15 protein-coding genes are annotated in these 14,013 nt (G+C 70.8%); all 15 read right to left on the bottom strand.

All coding sequences use genetic code 11. From position 1 onward, the window contains the following. Positions 1–24: 24 nt before the first annotated feature. The 15 genes from ACFWPS_RS45065 to ACFWPS_RS44995 all read right to left on the bottom strand — a co-directional run bounded on the left by ACFWPS_RS45065 (position 25) and on the right by ACFWPS_RS44995 (position 13,771). Positions 25–771 carry a FadR/GntR family transcriptional regulator gene (locus ACFWPS_RS45065; protein ID WP_383717617.1) on the bottom strand — a complete coding sequence of 249 codons (747 nt, stop codon included), beginning with the start codon at positions 769–771 and terminating at the stop codon, positions 25–27. Positions 772–794: 23 nt separating this feature from the next. After that, positions 795–1,775 (bottom strand): aldo/keto reductase, encoded by a 981-nt coding sequence (locus tag ACFWPS_RS45060; RefSeq protein ID WP_383717614.1) that lies wholly within the window; start codon positions 1,773–1,775, stop codon positions 795–797. Between the two features lie 36 nt (positions 1,776–1,811). Next, positions 1,812–2,849 carry a PfkB family carbohydrate kinase gene (locus ACFWPS_RS45055; RefSeq protein WP_383717612.1) on the bottom strand — a complete coding sequence of 346 codons (1,038 nt, stop codon included), beginning with the start codon at positions 2,847–2,849 and terminating at the stop codon, positions 1,812–1,814. After that, a complete protein-coding gene (locus tag ACFWPS_RS45050) occupies positions 2,846–3,307 on the bottom strand; it encodes a bifunctional 4-hydroxy-2-oxoglutarate aldolase/2-dehydro-3-deoxy-phosphogluconate aldolase (protein ID WP_383717609.1) in 462 nt (153 codons plus the stop codon). Before ACFWPS_RS45050 ends, ACFWPS_RS45055 begins: the two co-directional genes overlap by 4 nt. 165 nt (positions 3,308–3,472) lie before the next feature. Further along, positions 3,473–4,234 (bottom strand): SDR family oxidoreductase, encoded by a 762-nt coding sequence (locus tag ACFWPS_RS45045; protein ID WP_383717606.1) that lies wholly within the window; start codon positions 4,232–4,234, stop codon positions 3,473–3,475. Beyond that, positions 4,231–5,274 (bottom strand): zinc-binding dehydrogenase, encoded by a 1,044-nt coding sequence (locus ACFWPS_RS45040; protein WP_383717604.1) that lies wholly within the window; start codon positions 5,272–5,274, stop codon positions 4,231–4,233. The genes ACFWPS_RS45045 and ACFWPS_RS45040 overlap by 4 nt, the downstream gene beginning before the upstream one ends. Then, positions 5,271–5,708: an RbsD/FucU domain-containing protein gene (locus ACFWPS_RS45035; protein WP_383717601.1), complete on the bottom strand. Its 438-nt coding sequence runs from the start codon at positions 5,706–5,708 to the stop codon at positions 5,271–5,273. The genes ACFWPS_RS45040 and ACFWPS_RS45035 overlap by 4 nt, the downstream gene beginning before the upstream one ends. Continuing rightward, positions 5,699–6,601: an amidohydrolase family protein gene (locus ACFWPS_RS45030; RefSeq protein ID WP_383717598.1), complete on the bottom strand. Its 903-nt coding sequence runs from the start codon at positions 6,599–6,601 to the stop codon at positions 5,699–5,701. Before ACFWPS_RS45030 ends, ACFWPS_RS45035 begins: the two co-directional genes overlap by 10 nt. Then, entirely contained in the window at positions 6,594–7,919 is a 1,326-nt protein-coding gene (locus tag ACFWPS_RS45025) for an L-fuconate dehydratase (RefSeq protein ID WP_383717595.1), read from the bottom strand. Before ACFWPS_RS45025 ends, ACFWPS_RS45030 begins: the two co-directional genes overlap by 8 nt. Before the next feature lie 94 nt (positions 7,920–8,013). Beyond that, on the bottom strand, positions 8,014–9,054 hold the full coding sequence (locus tag ACFWPS_RS45020; RefSeq protein WP_383717593.1) for an ABC transporter permease: 1,041 nt from the start codon (positions 9,052–9,054) through the stop codon (positions 8,014–8,016). After that, complete coding sequence (locus tag ACFWPS_RS45015; protein WP_383717591.1) at positions 9,047–10,612, bottom strand: sugar ABC transporter ATP-binding protein; 1,566 nt, start codon at positions 10,610–10,612, stop codon at positions 9,047–9,049. The genes ACFWPS_RS45020 and ACFWPS_RS45015 overlap by 8 nt, the downstream gene beginning before the upstream one ends. Positions 10,613–10,658: 46 nt before the next feature. Beyond that, positions 10,659–11,726: a sugar ABC transporter substrate-binding protein gene (locus ACFWPS_RS45010; RefSeq protein WP_383717589.1), complete on the bottom strand. Its 1,068-nt coding sequence runs from the start codon at positions 11,724–11,726 to the stop codon at positions 10,659–10,661. A gap of 274 nt (positions 11,727–12,000) precedes the next feature. Next, entirely contained in the window at positions 12,001–12,243 is a 243-nt protein-coding gene (locus ACFWPS_RS45005; protein ID WP_383717586.1) for a GH36 C-terminal domain-containing protein, read from the bottom strand. Positions 12,244–12,248: 5 nt separating this feature from the next. After that, complete coding sequence (locus tag ACFWPS_RS45000) at positions 12,249–12,854, bottom strand: alpha-galactosidase (protein ID WP_383717583.1); 606 nt, start codon at positions 12,852–12,854, stop codon at positions 12,249–12,251. Beyond that, positions 12,752–13,771: a LacI family DNA-binding transcriptional regulator gene (locus ACFWPS_RS44995; RefSeq protein WP_383717580.1), complete on the bottom strand. Its 1,020-nt coding sequence runs from the start codon at positions 13,769–13,771 to the stop codon at positions 12,752–12,754. Before ACFWPS_RS44995 ends, ACFWPS_RS45000 begins: the two co-directional genes overlap by 103 nt. Between the last annotated feature and the right edge of the window lie 242 nt (positions 13,772–14,013).

Below are 14,013 nucleotides of genomic sequence, written 5' to 3'. Positions count from 1 at the left end.
GGCGAGCCGCGCCGGCCGCGCCGTTCAGGATGCCTTGAGGTCGGCCCCGTCCTCGGCGCTCCCCGGGTCGTCCCCAAGGGAAGCGGACGTACGGAGGTGCTCGCGCAGCCACTCCTCGGTGTTGCTGACGTGCAGCAGCGCCGCCGCCTGGCTGAGGGCGAAGTCACGTGCCGAAAGGGCCGCGTAGATCGCCTCGTGCTCCGCGAGGGTCCGCCCCGCGGCCTGGTCGTCGACGAGGCCGCGCCAGATACGAGCGCGGAGAGTGCGACCGGAGATGCCTTCGAGAAGGGTGAGCAGCGATTCGTTGCCCGTGGCGGAGACGACGGCCCGGTGGAAGGCCGCGTCGTGGGAGTTCAGCCGCTCGACATCCTCACGGGCCTCCCGCATGGCGTCGAGGTGGCGTTTGACCGCGGCCAGGCCGTCATCGGTGATCCGGGTGGCGGCGAGGGCGGTGGCAAGGGGTTCGAGCAGCCGCCGCACCTCCATCAGGTCCAGCAGCGCGCCCTTGTCGCTCTGCATCAGCTCGACCGCTCCCCCGAGCCCTTCGAGGAGCAGGCTCGGCTGGAGGCTGGTGACATAGGTGCCGTCGCCTCGCCGGACCTCCAGCACACGGGCCACGGCGAGCGCCTTGACGGCTTCCCGGGCGAGGTTGCGGGACAGCCCGAGTTGCGCGGACAACTCCTGCTCGGGCGGCAGTTTGGAGCCCGGGGGCAGCGCTCCGGTCCGGATCAGTTCCCGGATCTGCTCGATTGCCCTGTCCGTCAGAGACATGGCGAACTCCTTCCCTGAGCCTGCTACGCGGGCGCATCCGGCCTGATGAGTCCCTGAGCCCGAAGATCGTCCCAGAGCCCCGTGGGGACGCGTCGCCGGTGGAGCTCGACGTTTCGCATGACCTGTTCCGGATTCCGCATGCCGAGGGTGACGTTGATGATACTGGGGTGGGTGAACGGGAAGGTCAGCGCGGCGGCCGGGAGGCTCGTCCCGTGCTCCTCGCACACCTCCGCGATGCGCTGTGCCTGGGTGACCAGGTGCGTCGGGGCGTCCTGATAGTCGTACTTCATGCCCTCGGCGGGGCGGTCGTGGGCGAGGAGTCCGGAGTTGAAGACGCCGACCGCGACGACGCTCTTGCCGTGTTCGTGTGCGGCGGGCAGGACGTCGTCGAGGGCGGACTGGTCGAGGAGGGTGTAGCGGCCGGCGAGCATGACGACGTCGGCGGCGGTCTCGCGGAGGAAGCGGGCGAGCATCGCCGACTGGTTCATGCCGGCCCCGATCGCGCCGATCACCCCCTGGTCGCGCAGGTCGGCGAGGGCGGGCATGGCCTGGTCCGCGGCCTGCCTCCAGTGCTCGTCGGGGTCGTGCAGATAGACCACGTCCAACCGGTCGAGGCCGGTCCGCTCCAGGGTGGCCTCCATGGAGCGCAGGACCCCGTCCCGGCTGAAGTCCCACTGCCGGCGCAGGTCGTCGCGGACGACGAAACCCTCGCTGTCGACGCCCCTGGGGCTCTCGTTGGGCACCAGCAGGCGGCCGGCCTTGGACGATACGACGTACTCGTCCCGCGGACGGTGGCGCAGGGCCGCGCCCAGTCGCGCCTCCGACAGTCCCAGGCCGTAGTGCGGCGCGGTGTCGAAGTAGCGGATACCGGCCTGCCAGGCAGCCTCGACCGCCGAGGCCGCGTCCTCGGCCGGGGTGACCCGGTACAGGTTGCCGATGACCGAGGCGCCGAAGCCGAGTTCGGTGAGCTCGACCCGGGTGTTCGTGATCTTCCTGCGCTGCAAGGGATACTCCAGGGTGCGGGTGGTTCGGTGCCCGGCTCAGCGTCGGACGGCCGCGGAGCCTCCGGCCATCAGCGCCTCCACCTCGGCGAGTGAGGCCATGGAGACGTCGCCGGGCGTGGTCATGGTGAGGGCGCCGTGCGCGGTGCCGTAGGCGAGGGCGCGCTCCAGGCTCTCGCCGGCGAGCAGACCGTGGATCAGTCCGGCGGCGAAACCGTCGCCGGAGCCGATGCGGTCCAGGACGTGCAGGCCCGGCATCAGAGGCCCGGTGAGGAAACCGGTCCCGGGCGACCATGCCGCGGCCGACCAGTCGTTCACCCCCGCCGAGGGCACCGCACGCAGGGTCGTCGCCAATACCCCGGCCCGCGGCAGGAGTCCGGACACCTCCGCGAGGGCGTCCGGAAGTTCGTCCGCGCCGACGCGCACCGCCCCCGGGTGCCTCCCCGTAAGGCCCAGGGCGCCCACGACGACGTCGGCGTGCCGGGCGAGCCGCAGATCGACCTCACGGGCCCGGTCGGCGCCTCCCCGGCCCTCCCACAGGCTGGGGCGGTAGTTGGGGTCGTACGACACGGTCACCCCGTGCCGTCGGGCCGCCGCCATGGCCTCGTCGGCGACGTCCACGGTGGTGTCGGACAGCCCGGCGAAGATCCCCCCGGTGTGGAACCAGCGCACCCCCGCGGAGAAGACGGCGTCCCAGTCGACGTCCCCCTTCCGCAGCTGGGACACCGCCGTGTTCGCCCGGTCGCTGACGCCCAGGGCGCCACGGATACCGAAGCCGCGTTCCACGAAGTTCAGGCCGTTGCGCGCGGTACGGCCGATGCCGTCCGCGGGAACCCAGCGGACCAGGGACGTGTCGACGCCGCCCTGCAGGATCAGGTCCTCGACCAGCCGGCCCACCGCGTTGTCGGCCAGCGCGGTCACGACGGCCGTACTGCGCCCGAAGCAGCGGCGCAGTCCCCGTACGACGTTGTACTCGCCGCCGCCCTCCCACACCTGGAAGGAGCGGGTGGTGCGGATACGGCCCTCACCCGGGTCGAAGCGGAGCATCACCTCCCCGAGGGCCACCACGTCGGTCACGGCGTGCTCCTCTCGACCGCCTGCGCGGTCAGCCGCAGGATCTCCGCGTAGTCGCCGCGCTCCAGGAGGGCGACGGGAGCCAGCCAGCTGCCGCCCACGGCGAGGACCGAGGGCTCGGCGAGATAGTCGGCCAGCCGGTCGACGCCGATGCCGCCGGTCGGCACGAACCGCGCCTGCGGGAACGGCGCGGCGAGGGCCCGAAGGGTGTCCGGACCGCCGAGCGGTTCGGCCGGGAACAGCTTCACCGTGTCGAGCCCGGCCCGCAGCGCCCGCATCAGCTCGGTCGCCGTGGCGATGCCCGGGACGACGGGCACCTCCAACTCCCGGCATTTCTCGACAACTTCCTCGTCGAAGCCGGGTGAGAGGACGAAGTGTGCGCCGGCCGCGACGGCGCGTTCGGCCTGCTCGGCGGTGAGGACCGTACCGGCACCGACGGTAAGGCCACCGTGCGCCGCCATCGCCTTCATCACCTGCTCTGCGGCGTCGGTTCGGAAGGTGACCTCGGCCGCACCGGGCCCCGCCCGCCGCCAGCGCGGCGGCGAGCGGGGCGGCCATCGCGGCCGAGGGCACGGTCAGCACCGGCAGGATCCTGGTGCCGGACAGTACGGACGCGAGGCCGCTGGTCATCGGCCGAGCCATCCACCGTCGACGGGAAGGATGGTGCCGTGGATGTAGGCTGCGGCGTCCGAGGCGAGGAAGACGGTGGCGCCGGCGATGTCATCGGCCTCGCCCCAGCGTCGGGCCGGGATCCGCTCCAGGATCGCCCGGCTGCGGCCGGCGTCGTCGCGCAGCGCCTGGGTGTTGTCGGTGGCGATGTAGCCCGGCGCGATCGCGTTGACGTTTACCCCGTGCGGCGCCCACTCGTTGGCCAGCGCCTTGGTCAGCCCGGCGATCCCGTGCTTGGCCGCGGTGTAGCCGGGCACGGTGATCCCGCCCTGGAAACTGAGCAGCGACGCGCTGAAGACGACCTTGCCCCGGCCTCGGGCGACCATTGTGGCGCCGACCGCGCGGGTCAGCGCGAACTGGGCATGCAGGTTGACCTGGATGACCAGGTCCCAGTCCGCGTCGGAGTGGTCGGCGGCCGGGGTGCGGCGGATCGTGCCCGCGTTGTTGACCAGGATGTCCACCGGGCGTTCCCGTCCGGCGAGCTCGGCGCCCAGGGCGCGTACGGCGTCGGGATCGGCGAAGTCCGTACGGATCGCCTCGAAGGTGCGGCCCGCCGCGGTGACGTCCTTCTCCACCTCGCTGCCGGTCTCCTCCAGGTTGACGCTGACGCCAATGACGTCCGCGCCCGCCGAGGCCAGTGCCCGGGCCATCGCCCGGCCGATACCACGCCGGGCCCCGGTGACCACGGCCAGCCGTCCGCTCAGATCGAACAGGCTCACGCGCCCGCTCCCGTCTCGTCGTTGCCGCAGTCCACGAGGATCTTCATCACGTCGCCGCCGCCCTCCAGGGCCTCGAACGCCGAGGGAGCCGCGTCCAGCGCCACCACTTTGCTGATCAGCCGCTCGACCGGGACGGTCCCGTCGGCGACCAGCGCCACAGCCCTCTCGAAGTCGGCGCGGTCGTACAACCGGGCGCCCACCAGAGTGAGTTCGCGCCAGAAGAAGCGGTGCAGATTGACCTCCCGGGGCTGGGAGTGGATGGCGACCAGGCACAACCGGCCCCGCACGCCCAGGACATCGACCGCGCTCTCCACGCCGGCCGCCGCCCCCGACACCTCGAACGCGACGTCCGCGCCGGCGTCACCGGTCCACTCGCGGACGAGCTCGGACACGTCGACCGCGGCCGGGTCCCAGGTCCGAAGGCCCAGTTCCTCGGCCAGCAGACGGCGGTGCGCGCTCAGCTCCACCAACCGCACCTCGGCGCCCACACCCCGCGCGACCAGCGCGATCAGCACACCCACCGGCCCGCCGCCCACCACGACGACCTTCTCGCCGTCCTGGACGCCGGCCCGGCCGACGTCGTGCACAGCCACGGCTGTCGGTTCGACGAGCGCGGCCCGGTCCAGGGCAAGCGAGTCGGGCAGGCGGACGAGGGTGGCGGCCGGCACGGTCCAGCGCTGCTGCATCGCGCCCGGTGAGTCGATGCCGATGAAGTCCAGGTGCTGGCAGACGTGCTGGTGACCGGCCTGGCAAGCGGGGCAGGTGTCGTCCCAGCGCAGCGGCATCACCGTCACCGCGTCGCCGGGCGCCCAGCCCTCCACCCCCGCGCCGACACGGACGACCCGGCCGGACATCTCGTGCCCAAGGACGGCGGGCACGGCGACCCGGGCGTCCATGTCACCGTGGAAGATGTGCAGGTCGGTACCGCAGACACCGACGTAGGCGGGGGCCAGCTCCACCTCCCCCGCGCCCGGCGGCGCCCCCTCCACCACGGCCGTCTCCAGCGTGCGAGCAGAAACATAACGAACAGCAAGACTCATGGTGAGGTCAGGGTCCCTTCCGCGCGGACGCCGATGGTCAGCAGCAGGTTGGCGTAGGTACGGGTGTCGGCGGTGACGATCGCCAGCGCCAGGTCGGGCGAGCGGGCGGCGTCGTAAAATTCGAAGCGGCCGAGCGTCTCGACCGGTACGGGCGCGAGCCGGGAGCGGTACTCGGCGATCGCGGGCGGCTCGGGTTCGCCCTCCGGCGGCACCATCACATGGGCCGACTCGACGGGCAGCGCGCGCAGCAGGACGTCGAGGACGCTGGTGACGTCGAGCAGACCGGGTGCGAGGTTGAGGTGCACGGTCCTGGCGCGCTGACCGGTGGCGGTGCTCGCCGGGTAGTGACCGTCGGCGAGCAGGACACGGGCGCCGTGACCGGCTCCGGCGAGGGCTTCGAGGATGCCGGGGTGCAGCAGTTCGGTCAGGAGCACGCGGCCGTCCCCTCGGTCCGGTGTGCGGGAAGGTGGTAGAAGGAGGCGGCCGTGCCGGCGAGCACCGCCTCGGTCTCGCTTCCGGAGCAGTCGTGGAGGAGTTCCTCGACCGTCTCCGCCCAGCGGTTCCAGCTGCCGGCGAGGTTGCAGACCGGCCAGTCCGAGCCGAACATCAGCCGGTCCGGGCCGAAGGCCGACAGCAGCACGTCCCACGCCGGCCGGATGTCGTCGAGCGTCCACTTGTCGTGGTCGGCCTCGGTGACCAGACCCGAGACCTTGCACCGCACCTGCGGGTGGCCGGCCAGTTCTCCCACCTGCCGTGCCCAGTCCTTCAGTTCGCCGGTGACGAGGTCCGGCTTTCCGGCGTGGTCCAGGACCAGCTCCAGTCCGGGGAACCGCTCGGCCAGGCGGATCGCCTGCGGGAACTGGTGGCTGCGGATCAGCACGTCGTATCCGAGGCCGCGTTCCTGGACCGCGCGCAACCCCCGCTCCACGGAGGGCTGTTGCAGCCATGCAGGGTCCGGCTCGCCCTGCACGAGGTGGCGCAGGGCCCGCAGGTGACCGCCGCCGGGCCCGTCCCGCAGCTCGTCGAGGACGTCTCCGACGGTCGGGGAGGTCAGGTCCGCCCAGCCGACGACGGCGGCGACGAGCGGGTCCTCGTCGGCCAGGGCGAGCAGTTCACGGGTCTCGGGCAACGATGTCACGCACTGGACGACCACCGTGCCCGTCAGCCGACGGCCCGCGATCGGCCGGGTGGCCGCCGAGCGCAGGTCGCCGGGGCCGAACGAGCGGCGGATCGGCTCGTGTCCAGGCTCGTCGAGCCAGGGCTGGGGGCGGCGATCGAGGTCCCACAGATGGTGGTGGGCGTCGACCAGGGACAGCGGCTCAGACACGGGCGGACCAGACCGGGCCGTCGGGGTAGGTGTACTCCTTGAGGGACGTCTGGTGCATCTGGGCGCTCAGGCCCGGGAGTTCGGGTGCCAGGTAGTTGCCGTGGGCGATGCGGACGGGGTCGACGAAGTGCTCGTGGAGATGGTCGACGTACTCGATGACCCGGTCCTCGGTGGTCCCGGTGACCGCGACGTAGTCGAACATCGACAGGTGCTGGACCATCTCGCACAGGCCGACGCCGCCGGCGTGCGGGCAGACGGGGACACCGAACTTGGCGGCAAGCAGGAGGATGGCGATGTTCTCGTTGACGCCGCCGACCCGCGCGGAGTCGATCTGCACGATGTCCACCGCGCCGGCCTGGAGGAGTTGCTTGAAGACGACCCGGTTGGCGATGTGCTCGCCGGTCGCGACCTTGATGGGCGCGAGGGCCTTGCGGACCTCCGCGTGGCCGAGGATGTCGTCGGGTGAGGTGGGCTCCTCGATCCAGTACGGGTCGTAGGGGGCCAGCGCGCGCATCCAGTCGATGGCGGGCCGCACGTCCCATCTCTGGTTGGCGTCCACGGCGATACGGATGTCCGCGCCGACGGTCTCCCGGGCGGTGCGCATCCGGCGTATGTCGTCCTCCAGATCGGCGCCGACCTTCAGCTTGATCTGGGCGAAGCCGTCGGCGACGGCCTCGCGGGCGAGGCGGGACAGCTTCTCGTCGGAGTAGCCGAGCCAGCCGGGGGTGGTGGTGTAGGCGGGGTAGCCGTGTTCCAGCAGGTGGGCGATGCGCTCCTCGCGGCCGGGTTCGGCGCGGCGCAGGATTTCCAGGGAGTCCTCGGGGGTGAGGGCGTCGGACAGCCAGCGGAAGTCGACCTGGGCGACCAGCTCCTCGGGCGTCATCTCGGCGAGGAACCGCCACACGGGCTTGCCGGCCCGCTTGGCGGCCAGGTCCCAGGCGGCGTTGACGACGGCTCCGGTCGCCATGTGGATGGCGCCCTTCTCCGGTCCCAGCCAGCGCAGTTGGGGGTCGTGGACGAGGGAGCGGGCGAAGGCGCCGAGGTCGGCGCAGACCTCCTCCACCGACAGGCCCACGACGTGCGGGGCGAGGGTGGCGATGGCGGCGGCCTGCGCGTCGTTGCCGCGACCGGTGGTGAACGCCAGGGCGTGGCCCTCGAGTCCGTCGCCGGCGTCGGTGCGCAGGACGACGTAGGCGGCCGAGTAGTCGGGCTCGGGGTTCATCGCATCGGACCCGTCCAGGTGCTCGGACGTCGGGAAGCGCACGTCGAGCACGTCCAGGGCGGTGATGCGGGCGGATGCGGGCACGGCAGGCGTCATGGCGGGAACTCCTGTGAGGGTCGGTCGGGCGCTCGGCGCTCTGCGACGGGATGTACGGGACTGCGATCGGCACTGTGGCTCCGTCGCGGTCGGTTCAGTCCTGGACCTTGCCGCCCGTGATACGGGAGATGCAGAGGGCGACCAGGATGATCAGGCCGTTGAGGGCCCCGATCCACTGGGCGGGGACGCCCGCCAGGGTGAGCACGTTCTGGATCATGAAGAGGAGCAGGATGCCGGTGAAGGCGCCGAACATGGTGCCCTTGCCGCCGTTGAGGCTGATGCCTCCGATGACGGCGGCGGCGAAGACGGTGAAGATGTAGCCGTTGCCCTGCGCGGAGGCGACCGAGGCCAGCCGTCCGGACAGCAGCAGTCCGGCGAGGGCGGCGAGCAGACTGCCGGTGATGATGACGATCGCGAGCACCCGGTCGGTGCGGATGCCGGCGGCCCTCGCGGCGTCGACGTTGCCGCCGATGGCATAGAGGGAGCGGCCGAAGCTGGTCCAGCCGAGGACGACGATCGCGACGGCGAACAGCACCAGGCAGACCCAGATGGAGGCGGGCATGCCGAACCATTCCGCGGTTCCGAGGTAGAGCATCGACTCGGGCAGCTGGAAGAAGGTCTGCCCGCCCGAGATGCCGGTGAGGATGCCGCGCAGGACGATCAGCATGCCGAGAGTGACGATGAAGCCGTTGAGGCCGAAGCGGATGATCAGCAGCGCGTTGACCACACCGATCAGTACGCCCACGGCGAGCGTGACGGGGATCGCCCAGGCACCGGGGAGCAGGCCGAGTCCGTGCCCGGCGCCGGTGGGCACCACCAGCCAGGCCGCCACGCCGGGCGCGAGGCCCATGGTGGACTCCAGGGACAGGTCCATCTTCTTGACGATCAGGATCATCGTCTGGGCGAGGACCAGCAGCGCGATCTCGGACATGGTCTGCAGGACGTTGATCAGGTTGTCCGTCTGCAGGAAGATCGGGTTGACGATCTGGCCGACGATCGCGATGACGACGATGGCGGGGACCAGGGCGAGGTCGCGCAGCCGGGCGAGGGGGACGCGTCCGCCGAACAGTGCGCGACGCCCGGGCTGTTCTCCCGTCTCGGGCGCGGGGGTCTCCGCGAGGGCGGTTTCAGGCATCGAGGTCCACTCCTTCCATCGCGGCGACGAGGTCGTGGTCGTGCCAGCCGCGGGCGATCTCCGTCGTCATCCGGCCCTGGAACATCACCAGGACCCGGTCGCACATGCGCAGGTCGTCGAGTTCGTCGGAGGCGATGAGCACTCCGGTTCCGGCGTCCGCCGTCTCCTCGACCTTGCCGAGGAGGAACTCCTTGGACCGCACGTCCACGCCTGCCGTCGGGTTGATCAGGACCAGCAGCCGGGGGTCGTCGGCGAGGGCGCGTGCCATGACCACCTTCTGCTGGTTGCCCCCGGACAGTGCGGATACCGGGAGTTCCGGCCCAGGGGTCTTGATCGCCAGCTTCTCGATCATGTCCCCGGCGAGCCGGTCCCGGCGGGCCCGGCTCAGCAGGCCGCGCTGCGCGATACGGCCGGGCACCGACAGGGTGGCGTTGTCCGCGATCGACATGTCCGGGACGAAGCCCTGGTGGTGCCGGTCCTGCGGGACGAACCCGGCGCCGGCGGCGAGCGCGGCCGGGACGCTGCCCGGCCGGGGCCGGTTCCCGGCTATCTCCAGCTCGCCCGCCCCGGCGGCCCGAAGCCCTACGACGGTCTCGGCGACCTCCGTACGGCCGCTGCCCGCAGCGCCGGCGAGCCCCACGATCTCACCGGCGGCCACGGTAAAGCTGATGTCCTCGAACACACCCTCGCTGCGCAGGGCACGCACGTCCAGGGCGGTCCGAGCGGCGGTGTCGGGACCGCCCGCCCGCTCCGGACGGTCGGACCCGGCGGCCTCACCGGTCATGGCGGCGACCAGTTCGGTCCGCGGCAGCTCGGCGACCGGGGCGGTCACGATGTGCCGGGCGTCGCGGAACACCGTCACCATGTCGCAGATCTCGTAGATCTCCTGGAGGTGGTGGCTGATGAACAGGAAGGTGACGCCCTGCCGTTGCAGGTCGCGGATCCGGTCGAAGAGCCGGTTGATGGCGGCGGCGTCGAGCTGGGCCGTCGGCTCGTCGAGGATGATGAACCGGGCCCCGAAGGACAACGCCCGGGCGATCTCGACGAACTGCCGCTGCTCCACACTCAGATCGCCGGCCATGGTCTGCGGGGAGACGTTCACCGACCAGGTCGACAGCAGTTCCTGGGCCCGGCCGCGCATGCCCTGCCAGCTGATCAGGCGGCTGCGTCCGCGCTGGTGGCGGTTGAGGAAGAGGTTCTCGGCCACGGTCAGCGCGGGGATGATCGTCGACTTCTGGTAGACGCAGGCCACGCGCTGCCGCCAGGCGTCCCGGTCGGCGAGCCGGGGGGCCCGCTCGCCCCCGAAGGTCACCGTGCCCTCGTCCGGGGCTTGCAGACCGGTCAGGACGGACACCAGGGTCGACTTCCCGGCTCCGTTGCGGCCGACCAGGGCGTGCGTCTCGCCCGGCCGGACGGTGATCCGGGCATCACGCAGGGCCACCGTCGGACCGAATCGTTTGACAATGCCCGTCGCCTCGACGACGGGCGGGGCTGCGGGGGCCCGCCCGTCGTCAGCCGGGGCGGGCGCGGGGGTGACTGCTCGCTCCCCGTCGCTCATCTCAACCGCCTTGAAATCGTGAGCTGTTGGCTTTTCCGACGGACCATCAGTCGAGGTTGTTGCCCCACAGCGACTTGTCGTCGCTCTTCACGCTGGGCACACCGCCGTAGGTACCGCCGTCGGCGGTGACGAGCGGGGCGGAGAGCTGGTCCTCCAGCAGACCGTCACGAACCTTGATGATTGTGCTGTCGTGGTCGGTCTTGCCCGGCTTGAACGTCTTTCCGTCGATCGCCGCCTTCAGGTAGTACAGCGCGTACTCGGCGTAGAGGTCGGCGGGCTGGGAGACGGTCGCGTCGATGTTGCCGGCGGCGATGTCCTTGAGCTCCTCAGGGATGCCGTCGTTGGACACGATGAAGACGTGTTTCTTGTCCTTCGGACCGACCAGCAGCCCCTTCTGCTTGAGCACCTGGAGCGTGCCGGACAGGGCGAAGCTGGACTCCATGTAGACGCCCTTGATGTCCGGGTGGGCGGTCAGGTCCGTCTGGAGCTTCTGCGCGGCCGTCGCGCCGTCCCAGTTGGTGGGCTCGCCGAAGACCTTGATGCCTGGGTAGTTCTTCTTCATGCAGTCGTTGAACGCCTCGGTGCGGTCACGGCCGTTGATCGAGTCCAGACCGCCCTCCAGCATGACGACCTTGCCTTTGCCGTCGAGCTTCGTACCGAGGAACTGGCACGCCTTCTCGCCGTAGGCGCGGTTGTCGGCCCGCACCACCATGAACACCTTGCCGCTGTCGGGGCGGGTGTCGACGGTGACGACCGGGATCTTCTTCGCCTCCAGCTGCGCCAGGGTCGGCGCGATCGCGGCGGTGTCCTGCGGCGCCATCGCGATGCCCTTGACACCCTGGCTGATGAACGTCTGCGCGTTGGAGGTCAGCTTGGCCACGTCGTTCTGGGAGTTCGTGGTCTTCAGCGAGAGGCCGAGCTGCTTGGCGTACTCCGGCGTGTACTTGATGTACGAGTTCCAGAAGTCGGTGTCGGAGCGCGGGTAGTCGACACCCACCAGCGGCTTGTCGCTCGTCGCTGACGAGGAGTCGGTGCTGGAGCTGCAGGCGCTGAGCAGGGCCAGAGCCGAGCAGGCCGATACCGCGGAGAAGAGAGCAGTTCTGAGTCTCGTCATTGTTCCTCGCACTGATCCGGCGGGCGACTGATTCCCCCGATAGATGGGATGTCTTTATAGACAGAGCCCGACTGAGCTGTCCATACCCCTGACGTAGAAACTCGAAATCCGCTGGTAACAAAGAGGACTCGAAGGCAGGCCCTCGCCACAGGACGAGGAATCAATCCCATCAATGTCGATGCTCGCTGGACGGAGCACACCTTCAGAGGGGGCCGGGGGTCGCAGGTTGCGGCAGCCCCCGCCCCTTCCGGCGGCCGATGTGGCAGGATCGGAATCAGCCCTGCTCACGCACCAGATGGACGAGCGCGGAGGCGTAGTCGTCGGCGTCCAGGTCCAACGGCAGTCCCTGGCTGAGCAGGACGGCACCGTGGTGGACGGCACCGGTGAGCGCGTCCAGGTAGCGGGCGGCCGGATCGAGCGACCGCAGCGGCAGCGGACGGTCGTGGTGACCGAAGCGCCGCGCCCGGCGCAGGACGATCACCGCGGTCTCGCGACCGTCCGGCGCGAGGTACTGCACGGCGCTCAGCTCGCCGTCGCCGACAGTCCGCAGCCGGTACTGTTCGCCCGCTGAACCAGCTGTCGTACACGCTTGTAGGCGGCCACGTGCTCCGCGGCCCGCGCCAGTTCGCCCTCGTCCCAGCGGTTGAGGTCGTCGCCGACGCCCAGCACTCCGGCCATGGCGGCATGGAAACGGAAGTCCAGGGGCAGTCGCCGTCCCGTGTACGGATTGGGGCTGACGGTTGCCCCGGCGCCCATGACCCGCGCGGGGTAGACCTGCGAGAAGCCGTGCTGGATGTCCACGCGGTCCGCCGCGTCGGTGTTGTCGGAGGTCCACACCTGGTCGGTACGGGCGAGGATGCCCAGGTCGACCAGGCCGCCACCGCTGCTGCACGACTCGATGCGCAGCCCCGGGTGGTCGGCACGCAGCCGGTCGATCACGGCGTACAGGTTGCGTACGTGATCGATCCAGAGGCGGTCCGGGTCGCCCGAGGCCGCGGGCCAGCCGGCCTCGGTGAAGGGGCGGTTCATGTCCCACTTGAGGAAGTCGATCGCGTTCTTCGACAGCAGGTCGTGCAGTGTGCCGTACAGCCAGTCCGCCACCTCAGGGCGGGCGAGGTTGAGGACCAACTGGTTGCCGTGCTCGGTGCGGCGGCGGTGCGGCTGGTGCGGTCCAGCCGTACGGTGGTCAGGGCGAGGAGGATGAATCCGGCGTAGGGGGTGTCGTCGAAGCCGACGACGCTCAGGTCTCCTGGGACATCCCGGCCCGCCTCCCGCGCCGCGCGCAGCACACCGAGGGCGAGTTCGTCGTTGCCGCACAACACCGCGGTGACCTGCGGGTCGGCGACCAGCGCGCGGGCGGCCAGATAGGCGGACCGTGGGCTCCAGCCGCCTTCCAGGGGCTCGGGCGCCGGGCGCCCGGCGCCCGCCAGGGCGTCCCGCCACGCCTCGGTGCGCCGGCCGACCTTGGTGGTCGACGACGGGATCGCCAGGTAGCGGACGGTTCCGTGCCCCAGACCGAGCGGGTAACGGGTGGCCTGGGCCGCCGCCGTCCGGTCGTCGAGCCATACCACAGGCCAGCCGGTGTCACGCCCTCCGGGCGGCATCTCCACCACGGCGGCCGCGGGGTACCCGACGGGCAGCGCCCGCCAGGCCGGCCGCCCCGGCCCGTTGAAGGCGATCACCAGCACGGGCTCGCCTGGGCGGGCGAGCCTGCCGGTGATGTCCTCGGATGTCAGCGGGGCGTGGTCGTCCAGCACGCTGATCGACACCATGAAGTCCGCCCCGCGGGCCGCCTCCTCGATACCTCGGAGCGCTCTGGCCAGCCGGTTGGGCCCGTAGCCCAGCGCGTCGATCACCTCCCGGACCCGCTCCCGGGTGACTTCCTTCACCCTCGGCCTGCCGTTGATCACGCGGGACACGGTCTGGTGGGAGACTCCGGCGGCCTTGGCCACGTCGAAGATGCTGACCGCCCTGGCCGGGCCGGCCCCGGCCCCACTCCCCGGTGAGGACTCGGCGCCCTTTCGGGCCGCTGGTTCCACGGGCACGGTGTCATGGCTAACACCGTGCCGGTCAAGCCGAGACCGAGCGAGGTGCGAGTCATACATGTGATGTATGCGGGAGGCTCTGGGAAGTAATGTCAGGTTTTGCTCCGTCAACCACTTTGTTTTCAAAGGCTATTCATCCCTGCACGAGGGTTGACCGGCCCGATACACGGATGAGATTCATAGGTCACATCAGCCCCTCCGCCCTCTGATGCACCGGGAGTGAATCGTGTCCGGAAGTCTGT

This window comes from Streptomyces sp. NPDC058457 (genome assembly GCF_042720695.1).
In the GTDB taxonomy this organism is placed as follows: Bacteria; Actinomycetota; Actinomycetes; order Streptomycetales; family Streptomycetaceae; genus Streptomyces.
The sequence above is the reverse complement of the archived record's forward strand: the minus strand, read 5'-3'. Positions and strand labels throughout refer to the sequence as shown.

Excerpts from the sequence above, each read along its gene's own strand:
- ACFWPS_RS45040 (WP_383717604.1), bottom strand. The coding sequence starts at position 5,274 with ATGAGTCTTGCTGTTCGTTATGTTTCTGCTCGCACGCTGGAGACGGCC.
- ACFWPS_RS45010 (WP_383717589.1), bottom strand. The coding sequence starts at position 11,726 with ATGACGAGACTCAGAACTGCTCTCTTCTCCGCGGTATCGGCCTGCTCG.
- ACFWPS_RS45050 (WP_383717609.1), bottom strand. The coding sequence starts at position 3,307 with ATGGCGGCGCACGGTGGCCTTACCGTCGGTGCCGGTACGGTCCTCACC.
- ACFWPS_RS45065 (WP_383717617.1), bottom strand. The coding sequence starts at position 771 with ATGTCTCTGACGGACAGGGCAATCGAGCAGATCCGGGAACTGATCCGG.
- ACFWPS_RS45015 (WP_383717591.1), bottom strand. The coding sequence starts at position 10,612 with ATGAGCGACGGGGAGCGAGCAGTCACCCCCGCGCCCGCCCCGGCTGAC.
- ACFWPS_RS45025 (WP_383717595.1), bottom strand. The coding sequence starts at position 7,919 with ATGACGCCTGCCGTGCCCGCATCCGCCCGCATCACCGCCCTGGACGTG.
- ACFWPS_RS45020 (WP_383717593.1), bottom strand. The coding sequence starts at position 9,054 with ATGCCTGAAACCGCCCTCGCGGAGACCCCCGCGCCCGAGACGGGAGAA.